This is a genomic window from Microcystis sp. BLCC-F209 (assembly GCF_041928595.1).
GTDB lineage: Bacteria > Cyanobacteriota > Cyanobacteriia > Cyanobacteriales > Microcystaceae > Microcystis.
Window position 1 is genome coordinate 1 of record NZ_JBHFLL010000230.1, and the last position, 10,016, is coordinate 10,016.

The 10,016-nt window shown below is 41.4% G+C and carries 12 protein-coding genes and 3 pseudogenes; 4 read left to right on the forward strand and 11 right to left on the reverse strand.

The window, feature by feature from the left end; all coding sequences use genetic code 11:
* Window positions 1-326: 326 nt before the first annotated feature.
* From ACE1AQ_RS14875 to ACE1AQ_RS14915, 9 genes and pseudogenes are all read right to left on the reverse strand, one after another.
* Window positions 327-647 carry a hypothetical protein gene (locus tag ACE1AQ_RS14875; RefSeq protein ID WP_008198570.1) on the reverse strand — a complete coding sequence of 107 codons (321 nt, stop codon included), beginning with the start codon at window positions 645-647 and terminating at the stop codon, window positions 327-329.
* A gap of 49 nt (window positions 648-696) precedes the next feature.
* The gene (locus tag ACE1AQ_RS14880; protein ID WP_008198571.1) at window positions 697-1,995 is read right to left on the reverse strand and encodes a family 10 glycosylhydrolase; all 1,299 of its coding nucleotides are present in this window, start codon (window positions 1,993-1,995) and stop codon (window positions 697-699) included.
* Between the two features lie 86 nt (window positions 1,996-2,081).
* Entirely contained in the window at window positions 2,082-2,867 is a 786-nt protein-coding gene (locus ACE1AQ_RS14885) for an SH3 domain-containing protein (RefSeq protein WP_008198572.1), read from the reverse strand.
* Window positions 2,868-2,917: 50 nt separating this feature from the next.
* Window positions 2,918-3,817 (reverse strand): glycoside hydrolase domain-containing protein, encoded by a 900-nt coding sequence (locus ACE1AQ_RS14890; protein ID WP_008198574.1) that lies wholly within the window; start codon window positions 3,815-3,817, stop codon window positions 2,918-2,920.
* Between the two features lie 41 nt (window positions 3,818-3,858).
* The gene (locus tag ACE1AQ_RS14895; protein WP_008198575.1) at window positions 3,859-4,731 is read right to left on the reverse strand and encodes an SH3 domain-containing protein; all 873 of its coding nucleotides are present in this window, start codon (window positions 4,729-4,731) and stop codon (window positions 3,859-3,861) included.
* A gap of 113 nt (window positions 4,732-4,844) precedes the next feature.
* A complete protein-coding gene (locus tag ACE1AQ_RS14900) occupies window positions 4,845-5,627 on the reverse strand; it encodes an SH3 domain-containing protein (RefSeq protein WP_008198577.1) in 783 nt (260 codons plus the stop codon).
* 147 nt (window positions 5,628-5,774) lie between these two features.
* On the reverse strand, window positions 5,775-5,993 hold the full coding sequence (locus ACE1AQ_RS14905) for a hypothetical protein (protein WP_008198579.1): 219 nt from the start codon (window positions 5,991-5,993) through the stop codon (window positions 5,775-5,777).
* Window positions 5,994-6,293: 300 nt separating this feature from the next.
* A pseudogene (locus tag ACE1AQ_RS14910) lies at window positions 6,294-6,452 on the reverse strand (winged helix-turn-helix domain-containing protein); the annotation flags it as partial.
* Window positions 6,453-6,592: 140 nt separating this feature from the next.
* Window positions 6,593-6,865, reverse strand: a pseudogene (locus ACE1AQ_RS14915) (helix-turn-helix domain-containing protein); the annotation flags it as partial.
* Window positions 6,866-7,069: 204 nt separating this feature from the next.
* On the opposite strand from ACE1AQ_RS14915, the gene tnpA reads away from it, so the two are divergent.
* The 4 genes from tnpA (at window position 7,070) to ACE1AQ_RS14935 (ending at window position 9,207) form a co-directional block, all read left to right on the forward strand.
* Entirely contained in the window at window positions 7,070-7,315 is a 246-nt protein-coding gene (gene tnpA, locus ACE1AQ_RS14920; RefSeq protein ID WP_157221723.1) for an IS200/IS605 family transposase, read from the forward strand.
* A gap of 212 nt (window positions 7,316-7,527) precedes the next feature.
* Window positions 7,528-7,803, forward strand: a complete 276-nt coding sequence (locus tag ACE1AQ_RS14925; RefSeq protein WP_081504654.1) for a hypothetical protein — start codon at window positions 7,528-7,530, stop codon at window positions 7,801-7,803.
* Window positions 7,804-7,812: 9 nt separating this feature from the next.
* Window positions 7,813-8,334, forward strand: coding sequence for a PIN domain-containing protein (locus ACE1AQ_RS14930; RefSeq protein ID WP_008198612.1), 522 nt, complete (start codon window positions 7,813-7,815; stop codon window positions 8,332-8,334).
* Between the two features lie 270 nt (window positions 8,335-8,604).
* The gene (locus ACE1AQ_RS14935) at window positions 8,605-9,207 is read left to right on the forward strand and encodes a heme-binding protein (RefSeq protein WP_374808685.1); all 603 of its coding nucleotides are present in this window, start codon (window positions 8,605-8,607) and stop codon (window positions 9,205-9,207) included.
* A gap of 2 nt (window positions 9,208-9,209) precedes the next feature.
* Here the strand turns inward: ACE1AQ_RS14935 and ACE1AQ_RS14940 are convergent, their stop codons facing one another.
* Entirely contained in the window at window positions 9,210-9,683 is a 474-nt protein-coding gene (locus ACE1AQ_RS14940; RefSeq protein ID WP_110545920.1) for a DUF29 domain-containing protein, read from the reverse strand.
* A gap of 59 nt (window positions 9,684-9,742) precedes the next feature.
* Window positions 9,743-10,016: pseudogene (locus tag ACE1AQ_RS14945) on the reverse strand (hypothetical protein); the annotation flags it as partial.

Below are 10,016 nucleotides of genomic sequence, written 5' to 3' on the forward strand. Positions count from 1 at the left end.
CCAGCTTTGGTGGGTAAAATGTATTCTAAGATACATTTCTCAAGAGCGAGGGGGTGGAACGAACCACAAAGACACAAAGGACACAAAGATCGATCGATCCTATGTCAATTAAACTTATCACACAGAACCTAGAAGAGCCTCTTTTTTTGGAGTCTGTGTCTGTATTTTATGCTACATAAGCTTTTCAGCTTGCTTGTCCCCCTGTCAGAGGATTTTCTTGCGAGCGAGCAATAAAGCCAAACACTTCATCCGTCGTGATAATATCTTTAAGACTTTTCCAGAATTGCTGTATATTTATATTGTTCAAATTACCTGGTTTTAACAGTTCAAGCCACCACCATTGAGGAAAAAAAGAAGCTTTTACAGCGATTATACTTTTTAGAGCTTTTCCAAAACCGATTAAGTTTTTCAAAATCAGTATTTTCACTGTTTTTCTTTTGACATTCTAAACTATCCATTTCCAGATCAGCAAATTCTTCCGAGCCTGTGATAACAGTTGGAAGTTGACTTTCTTGTTGTAATGCTTTATTGGTATCCCAGACTTCATATTCGTTATAAGCAGCGGAGATTAGATTTGCTAATTCCATAGCCACCTTGCGATTAAAACCAGTACCTTCTGGGATTTGAATTTTTTTGACAGAGACCATACAAATAACTCCTTAAGACAATTGTAAGTGAACAAAATTGAAACCAAGCTCATACATAAATACCCGGAGCTTGTAGAGCGATCGCCATTGCATTGCTGTTGTTCGTCAAACCTTCATAAAAGAAAAAGATTTGACCCCCCAAACCTTGGCTACGGTTGTATTTAATAGATTGTACGACATCATTAGTCGTTAAGGTTGTTCGGCTGGCAGTAAAAGCAATTCCAGGTGCGATTTTTTTAAGTTGACTAGCCGTAAGCCGTGTTTTCAGGCTATCTACTTCTGTTTTATAGTTAGCAAAGCTGGTTCGATACAGTTGAGGATGCAAAAAATCTACGATCTCTTGCTTAACCCATACCTCTGAATCCTGCATCAAATTATTTAGCCCAAAAGGAAATGGTGAAGGCGACATTGAAACGATGCAAGTAGATTTTGTACTCTTAATTTTCTCAAATATACTTGCTAAGTATTTAGTCAATATATCGGCTCGGAATTTAATCCAAATGGGGTCTTTGCCATCACTGGGAGGATTAACCCCATGTTTGGCTTTATACTTATCTTTAGTCGCTTGATCATAGCCGCCATTAAAAGGAATAGCAGGAAAGCGATCGCATCCCTGAATTCCATCCACATCGTAGGTATTAACGACTTCTAAAATTAAATCCAGCATAAATTGTTGAACCTCTGGATTTAAGGCATTCATCCAAGTTAATCCGCCATGTTGAACTTTATTGCCTGAACTATCTAAAGCTGACCAGTTAGGCTTAGTCTCCAAAATATGACCGCCATCAGCATCGGGTGAAGCCGCGAATCCATATTCAAACCAAGGAAAAACCATCATTCCCCGACTTTTGCCCTGTTTAACAATCTCCCTTAAAGGATCAAAACCTACATAACCAGGGTCTTGATTAGGGAAACCATTCTTCGTCATTACAGTACTTGGAAAAGCGGTAAATCCTCGATTCCAAACCGCAGGACAAACAGTATTAAAGCCATTACGTTGCAAAAAATTGAGAGCGTTACTAATGGTTGCCGGAGAAGTTAAAACAGAACTGTGAGTACGGTCAACAATCCAAACTCCTCGTACTTCTGTTGTGATTGATGGTGGTGGTGGCGGCGGTGTAACAGGAGCGACCCAAGCGGCGGCGATAAATCCAGTGTCAGTTCCAACTGTAACCTGATGCCAATCATTACGAGTCCCCCCCCCAAAAGTATAATTACTACCGGCAACGGTTTTGATAATCTCAACCAAAGTTCCTGTCGGTAGTGACTTAATAATGTTACTATCCGTGCTGGAATTGGGTTGACTTCTTAAGTTGAGAGAACTTGCCGTAATTTTGCCTTGAGCCATGATTGTAACCTTAAAAGAAATTAGACAATATAGAGAGAGCGAATTTTATCCTCCTTATTCAAAACAAGAGGGATATTTGAAAAAGATTAACCCTTAAAAGTAAAAAACTTAGTGGAGCTTAAAGCACTACCGAAGCCATCACTTAAGGCTAAATTATTGCTACTAACACGACCTGCTTGAGCAATTCTGACACTAGCAGAGCTATCAGGGCGAACAATAGCAATATGACCTTGACGACTACCGCGCACTCCAGGAAAAGAAGCAACCACAACTTTATCACCCTGGGCAATGCTGATAGCCGCACTTTGGGCGGAGGCTTTATCGGCGGTATCAGAGCTAACTAATTTCCATTTTCCCAATGAACTTGCATTTTGATTTTGAAAAAAAATAAACAGAGCTTCCGCCGAAAAGGGTTTAAAAGGAGTGTTATTACCATAAACGGGATGGGGTTCTACATAGGAGCCAGCACTAGAATCTAAACGAGGAAGATCAATCCCTAATTGATCCAAAACATCGGCGGCAAACCAATTACAAAAAGTTTCAGCCCTGCCATCTCCAGTAATATCTTTTGCTCGGTAATAGATGTGACCAGCATTAACTTTGAAAATTGCGTCAAGAACATTGCTAGTCCCGTCTGGATTCCCCGTATCAATAATAAATGCTGCGGCTAAAAAACCTTCTTGTCCAGCAACTTTTACTTTGTGCCATTGATTTGAGGTTCCCCCCGCCGGTAAACTGTAACTTCCGCCGGTTATGGTATCTAAAATTTCGGCGAGAGTTCCCGTAGGAAAAGCAGATAAAATAGTGCTTGAAGTATTGGGAGATGTGCGTAAATTAAGGGTACTTGCGGTAATTTGTCCAGTACGAGCCATTGGTTTACTCCTGAATTGAATCAATGAAAAATTGAGGGATTGAAAAAAAACTAGCGGCTTAGCCAAATCACTTGACCACCGAGGCTGTCTGTTTGGGTCTCGTCGTAATCAATGTGAATACCATGCCTTAGTTCACCCATCGGAGGATTAGGGATGGTTTGAATTAGCTGATAACCCCGCCCTGGAATACTTGGAACTGTACTTCCTGATTTCCAGTAATGTTGAAACTTTAAATTAGCTAGTTGAGTTCCTGTGAGAATTGCATTTGCACCAACATAAATACCAGGAACATAACCTTTGGCCGCAACTTCATTAAACCAATTATTGCAATAGGCAATAACATTACTTGCAGAAGTCCCTGACTTCACGCCCTCTAAATCTAACCAAACATTAATTCCTGCCGGAAAACCGACGGAAACTGCATTATTAGCAGCATTTTGACCTGTCGTCGTTCCTAAAGAACCTGTCGGAATCCAACCTGATGTGCGGACTCGCTGAACGGGACTAAGAGCTAATCCTGATGCTAAAATGTCTTCCGCTTCTTGACGGCTTAAATCAACATTTGTTTGTTGTGTTCCTAAAGAAAGATAGCGCAAACAATAACGAAAATTTTTAGGGTCATTGGCAAATTTACTAATTAATGTCGGATTTAACTTGCTTGCACAATCAAAACCAATTAATCCGGGGGGAGCCAATTCAATATTGCCTTGTAAGGTTCCGGGGGGAGCCAAAGGTTGAATAAAGGCTGCGGCTACAAAACCTGTTTGGCCATCGACACGAACATTATGCCATTGATTGGAAGTTCCACTACTTCCGGGGTAATTGCCTCCTGTAACGGTGCTAAGAATATCAACAACCTTTCCTGTCGGTAAACTTGCTAAAGTGCTACTTGCTGTGTTAGGAGCCGTGCGTAAATTTAAAGTGCTGGCTGTAACTTTTCCCTGTGCCATAGGACTAATTTCCTTAAAAATCAACAAAGTTAAAAAAGTAACTAAACTGGAGCCAAATAACTAGCAAAAGCAAAGCCATCAATAACTCCATCGCCTTGCAAATCTACTTCAACCCATTCGCCCTGTCTTTTGCCAACAAAAACGAGACGACCAAGGGGAAGTAACTCAATGGTATCAAAATTAGTGCCAGGCCCAGAGCGGAGTCTTAAACCCGATCGAGCATTAACTCGGTATTGTTGAGTATTGGTGGAGCTACCTTTGGCTAATTGCAAATACTCCCAGATATACTCACCGTAATACTTGCCACTGCTATCTTTATGGCCTTGTTTAAAGCCTCGGCTAAAATCAACACTTCCCCTGTTATAAGCAATAGCTACATAGACCATTTCTTTATCAGTCAAGCTGGTTTTATCCTTGCCATAAGTGCTGATTAATTTTGAGTTTAATTCCTCAACACATCGGGCTAAACATTGATCAAATTCGTACCACTGTTTTTCTAAAAAATAATCTGGATTGGTTAAGAAAAATTGTAGGTCATATTGAAAGATGCCGAAGCCTCGACAAAATCTATCTGGGTTTCTGGCGGCAACTTTGAAGTCATGATTGTACAAGGCAATATCTTCAAGTGCTTGACGAGCAACTTGAAACATCTCTTTGCCTTTCGGTTTTGCTTCCAGTGCCGCTCTATCAACTGGAAAGGCGGTTCTATCAGGCGCACCGATTGTGTCTCCAACACAAAGCTCTAGGGTTCTTGCTACACTTTCTCTTTTGTAAATATTACGCCAGAGATAGCCAGTTTCTTGTAAGGCGATCGCCACTAATAGTTCAAGGCGGAAAGGTGTATTATCAATAGCGGCGATGATATCTGATTGAAATTGGTCTTTAAACCAAACAATGTCGTCTTGAATACTCATAGCAAAAATGGACTAAAGGCTGGTAAAATTTACAGTTATAGTTGACAAGAATTTGTATTACCTAAAATGGCAATAGTGGCGAAAACTAGCTTTCACTACTTAGATAACATTACTTACTCCTCTGTGAAACCTTGTGGATTATCCGCAGCACAACCTTCTTCCTCTTCTTCAATGTTTGCCTGATCTGAAAAAGCCATCACTCGCAGTGATCCCTCTTGCACTGGTTTTAAAAATGTTCTGAATACATAGCCATCGATAACGCCATCGCCCTCAAGATCAACTTGAGCCCATTCTTGATCTGCTCCATCAAATCCTTGTATCGTAAGGATAGTCCCTAAGGAAAGTGTTCTAATAATTTTAAAGCTTTGGCTAGGGCCAGATCTGAGATTTAGCCCACTACGTGCGTTAACTGAAAACAGAGATGAACCATTTTGAGGGTTTGGGAAGGAAAGTGGGTTATTCCAACCTTTTGTAGCAGCATTTTCTAGCCAACTGGGAGCCGCTCCTCTGCCAGCATTTCCTCCCCAAGTAGCACGGCTCCCAAAGCCAACATGAATTCTTGTTGGCCCCATATAACCAACATCTCCACCGATTCCAGTAGCACCAAAACTTGCCGCAGCTTCAACAAATGCCTCAAATAAAGGCAAATCATTTGAATCAGTAAATTTAAGAACACGACCATCTTTTATCAGGTCTAAGTCAGCAGCATTGCCTAAGTCATGTCGAGTACTCCCTACCCGCTTACTACAAGTACCGATTGCACATTGACCACCTGACTCAACTCTAACCTCGTCAATTCCAGCCACAGAGGCAGCAAATGATAATATTTGCTTGAGGCGTGAAGCAATTGGCAAATCTCTTGTTTTGCCTGCGGTATTTTCAACTACACGAACCATAACAATAACTATGTCCTTTAATGAGAATTAGACGATTAACAAACTGTTTATCAATGGAAGAAGTCTTGAGACAAACCTTAACCTTAACCTTAACCTTAAGACAAGGATTGATTGTAAATAGAGGGAGTCTTCTAAGAAACTAGAATTTTAGGCAGAGTCAGACTGGGTTTCCAAGATAATCCTAGCACCTAATTTCTGGGCTTTGCGTTGCAAATTGTGAAGAAGTCGCTGACGATACCGTTCATCCTCCTGTTCTGGTGGAATAGCAGAGAAAGGCACTTGATGCCTCAGCATATGGTAAACAATACGTGCCAGTTTATGGGCTGTGGCGACTACTGCTTTAGGGGTTCCCAGCTTGGTTTTCATCCGTCGATAAAAACTCCCTAATGCTGTCTGACTGCGTCCTAAACTGGCGGCGGCTTGTCGAAATGCCCTGACAGGGGGACAAGCGATCTAGAAAACTTGCTAACAAAGGCTTCTGGCTTCTCTCATTAGAAATAGATCTAGCGATTCTAGGCAAAAAGCTAACGAAAGAACTAGGGATAGGAGCGAGCTTACTAGGAATTATTATTAATAAGTGAGAGATGGTGCGGCAAACTTTTTCGAGCTAAAACCATGAAAAGCTTACGATATATGGATTTCAGCCTTCTTGTCCCCCTGTCAGCAGATATACACATACTTTTTTCTTCTCAATATTCTTCTCACTTGCGAGCCACTCAGTTTAATTCCTGTTTCCTTTTCTAGATGCTCTGCTAATCTTGCCGCTGTCCATCTCCCGAATTCATATCCCAATTCCTTCGGGTTTTCATCAACTATTTTCAATAGACCTCTTGCATAAATCCGAAAACAAACGATAGAAACAATAATGGGAGGAACTTTCAGTTAATTATTTATTAGTAGTTGATAATCTTCAAAAATGTTGCTGTACAAGGATCGACTTAAGACTTTTGCAAGAGGTCTAATAGTAAATTAATATATTCCTCTGGGGCTTTTTTATGATTTCCATTTTTTCTACCATCTTCTAGACTTTCTAGATTGTTAGGATCGCCATGAACACACCAATGGGCGACTTTTTTGAGTGAACAGCCAATAAACTCAGCTATTTCTCGTTGAGTTTTTCCGTCGTTTAGCAAGAGAAACATTAAAATTCTTTCCCTAACCTCTGCCCTTTCTTCTTCTTTAAGAGCTTTTTGTAAGTTTTTCTTTTCTTCTAAATCTAGGAAATCTTTGGCTGGCATAAGTAGGAATTTTCTCAAGTTACTATTTCTATTTTAGGTGGTTTAAGTGCGTTTTAGCTTAATACTCGGCGGTATCGCAACCGATCGCAAAACAGTTAATTTTGGATATTTCCCAAAATTGTTTAAGTTCCCTTCGGTTATATTCCTCTCTAGAACCCAACCTATAATTCTCCTCAAATTACACTATTTAAACCGATTAAAGGTGTGTTCCTAGAGTTAGACCATGTTCACATTCTTTTAACTTACCCGCCTCATAAACTGTTAAGTGGATTAATAGCCAACTTAAAGTCAACCTCTTGCAAACTTATGTGGGACAACTACCCTGACCATTTGAAAAAGATATATGGTCAAGACAAGCGAGTATTATGGACGGGGGCGTATTTTGTGGCTAGTTGTGGTGGTGTCACAATAGACCAAATTAAAAAATATGCCGAATCAGGATTCCCCTGAATATTAGTTGTGCTTCGTGCTACTGAGCCTTTACATTGAGCCTTTACATTGAGCTTGTCGAAATGTGTCGAAGTGCTGTTTTATATTGGTCGGTTTTTCATCTCCGAGGTGAAACCGAGGGTTCCTTCAAGCCGACATTTTGAGGTAAAATGTTCGTGGATGTCGAATTATTTTAGGGGTTTTAAGAGCTACAGGAGAAATATAGCGGTATAATGAAGATAAAAGAATTCAAGATAATTGCCATGGAATTAGTGACGCTTGATCGAAGTAGATGTATTCAAATTCCTGAAACTTTGCTGGAACAACTAGGCATTGAATATGATAGTCAATTTCAGGTAGAAGTTCAAGATGGTAAGCTAGTCTTAAATCCAATTAAGGAAGAGCCAAAGGTTTATTACGAGAATGATGTTTTGGTTGTTGGCAGCCAATTGCTAGTTAATCCTGAAGCTTTTATCGAGGAGCTTAGACAAGAAAGAATGAATGAATGATCTAATGTTGTGATTAAAGTTTTATTCGATACGTCGGTTTTGGTTGCATCTATTTTAGTCAACCATGAACAGCACTCAGCTTGTATTTCTTGGTTAATCAGAGTTAAACGAGGCGAAATTCAGGGTTATATTGGAACTCATACTCTTGCAGAACTCTACGCAATTTTATCGGCTTTTCCCGCAAAACCTCGTCTATCTCCTCAATTGGTACAACAATTAATTAAAGAAAATTTAGATTCCTTTGAGATTATTTCCTTAACAAGCGATGATTATAAAGCTGTAATTAATCTTATGGTAACTTTAAATTTAAGAGGAGGAGCGATTTATGATGCTTTAATTGCTTATGGTTCATTAAAAGCGGAAGTCGATCATTTATTAACTTTGAATCTCAAGCATTTTATCCGTTTTGGCGGGAGAATAGAGAAAATTTGGCTCTTCTGGTTTCTGTGTGGAAACGAGGTCTATACTGATGGTTTCTTCGTCAAAATAGCCCTAAAAGTCTTGCCCTATAAGCATTTCACAATTCCATAAGCAAAAATTATCACACAAAGTCGAGAAGAGCCAAAATTTCTATGGAACCGCGATAACCTAACTAGCATATTATAGCGGTAAGCTCTTGAGTGAGATACAGACCAAGCTTTGCCTAGCATGGTTTATAGCTCGTGATACTGTACCTCATACGACTGCACACCGCTATAAACATCGCCTTCAAAGTCTCTCTACTCGCGCTTAGAAATCAGTTGAGCGGTCAACGGAAGTCAACTCGTCCCACAATAGAGAGGTCATCGCGCCCGATTCTCCATGAAACTACCTTACCTATTGATACCGCTCGGCTTCATCGCCCTAACCGCTCTAGTGATCGGGGTCTATCAAGCTTCTAGCGCTCCCATACCCGCAGGATTTCCGACCCCGACCCCGAACGGACGGATCGAGGTGAAGAACTATCCCGCCTATCGCGCCGCTACTTACCGCTATCGGGGTCAACTTTCCGAGGCGGCGAACCGGTCGTTTTATCCCCTGTACCAACACATCAGTTCCAACGAGATCTCGATGACCGCACCCGTTGAAACCCGTTACCCCGCAGACACGGGAGCGACATCGGGAGAGGCCGAAGTTTCCTTTCTCTACCGCGACACCGACACTTACCCGAAAGAGGTGGCCGATAATATTCGGATTGAGGATGTACCACCCATGACGGTGGTGAGCTTGGGATTACAGGGAGGTTACGATTTTGACAGTTACCAACAGGGATTGACCCGACTGAACGAATGGCTGGCAGAACATCCGAGCTACCGGGCGATCGGTTCCCCCCGTCGCTTTTTCTATGATGGTCCCTACGTTCCCGATCCCCTGAAACGGAGTGAAATTCAAATACCCGTCGAGGCGGTATCGTCGAATCGTTGAACTCATGGCCAATCCTGACTGGTATCGCAGAGGAAATGGTCGGTTATGATGTCCTCGAAGGTGAAAAGACAGTGAGAGGGAAAAGTCCGTATCGGTAAGTCCGTGTCTCGCAAAGCCAAATCGACTCCGGCCTCGAAAGCATCGGATAAAGCCGTCGGTATCTGGGATTTTAAACTAGGATTGCCCTGTAGATGCCGTCTGATCGCTCGTCTCTGTTCTCTAATCGTCAAAAACCAACTACGAGAACGTTTATCTGGTTGATATTCCCATTTGAGAAGATGTCCTACCAAAACGGTTAGACGGCTCACCAGTTCTCGATATTCTTGTTTACCTAAGGAAATTACTTCCTCCCGCAAGTTTTGCCAGTCCAGAGCTTCTACTTGTCGGGTGGCCAGAGCTTTCGCTTGTAGCTCTGTCCACCCGTAGAAGTCGGATTCATACAGGGCATTCGCTTGATCTGACTTATTGGAACTCATCGAAAAAATGGGTCTGAAACCCCGCCCTTTAGCGATAGCGGAGGGCGGCTTTATACAAGTTAGTGAGAAACAATTAAACCGTTAGAACGACGAATTAACTGAATCTTACTAACAGCTATTTGTCCCAATCGTTTCCAACTGGTATCGCTTACAGATAGCTGTTTTTCGGTATCTCCACTAACATAACCAATCCCTTTGGGAGAAGAAACTAAATCTCCTTTACGGAACCCATGTCTTGTGGTAGAGCCACCATATTTACGTCGTTTACCACCTTTAGAAAAAACCATCAGGTGAAGTTGACGACGACTAATAGGAGGACGTTTGATGACAGCA

What these genes read in the sequence shown, in the direction of transcription:
- ACE1AQ_RS14875 (WP_008198570.1), bottom strand. Translation starts at nt 647, where the DNA reads ATGGTCTCTGTCAAAAAAATTCAAATCCCAGAAGGTACTGGTTTTAAT.
- ACE1AQ_RS14880 (WP_008198571.1), bottom strand. Translation starts at nt 1,995, where the DNA reads ATGGCTCAAGGCAAAATTACGGCAAGTTCTCTCAACTTAAGAAGTCAA.
- ACE1AQ_RS14885 (WP_008198572.1), bottom strand. Translation starts at nt 2,867, where the DNA reads ATGGCTCGTACTGGACAAATTACCGCAAGTACCCTTAATTTACGCACA.
- ACE1AQ_RS14890 (WP_008198574.1), bottom strand. Translation starts at nt 3,817, where the DNA reads ATGGCACAGGGAAAAGTTACAGCCAGCACTTTAAATTTACGCACGGCT.
- ACE1AQ_RS14895 (WP_008198575.1), bottom strand. Translation starts at nt 4,731, where the DNA reads ATGAGTATTCAAGACGACATTGTTTGGTTTAAAGACCAATTTCAATCA.
- ACE1AQ_RS14900 (WP_008198577.1), bottom strand. Translation starts at nt 5,627, where the DNA reads ATGGTTCGTGTAGTTGAAAATACCGCAGGCAAAACAAGAGATTTGCCA.
- ACE1AQ_RS14905 (WP_008198579.1), bottom strand. Translation starts at nt 5,993, where the DNA reads ATGAAAACCAAGCTGGGAACCCCTAAAGCAGTAGTCGCCACAGCCCAT.
- ACE1AQ_RS14925 (WP_081504654.1), top strand. Translation starts at nt 7,528, where the DNA reads ATGAAGATAAAAGAATTCAAGATAATTGCCATGGAATTAGTGACGCTT.
- ACE1AQ_RS14935 (WP_374808685.1), top strand. Translation starts at nt 8,605, where the DNA reads ATGAAACTACCTTACCTATTGATACCGCTCGGCTTCATCGCCCTAACC.
- ACE1AQ_RS14940 (WP_110545920.1), bottom strand. Translation starts at nt 9,683, where the DNA reads ATGAGTTCCAATAAGTCAGATCAAGCGAATGCCCTGTATGAATCCGAC.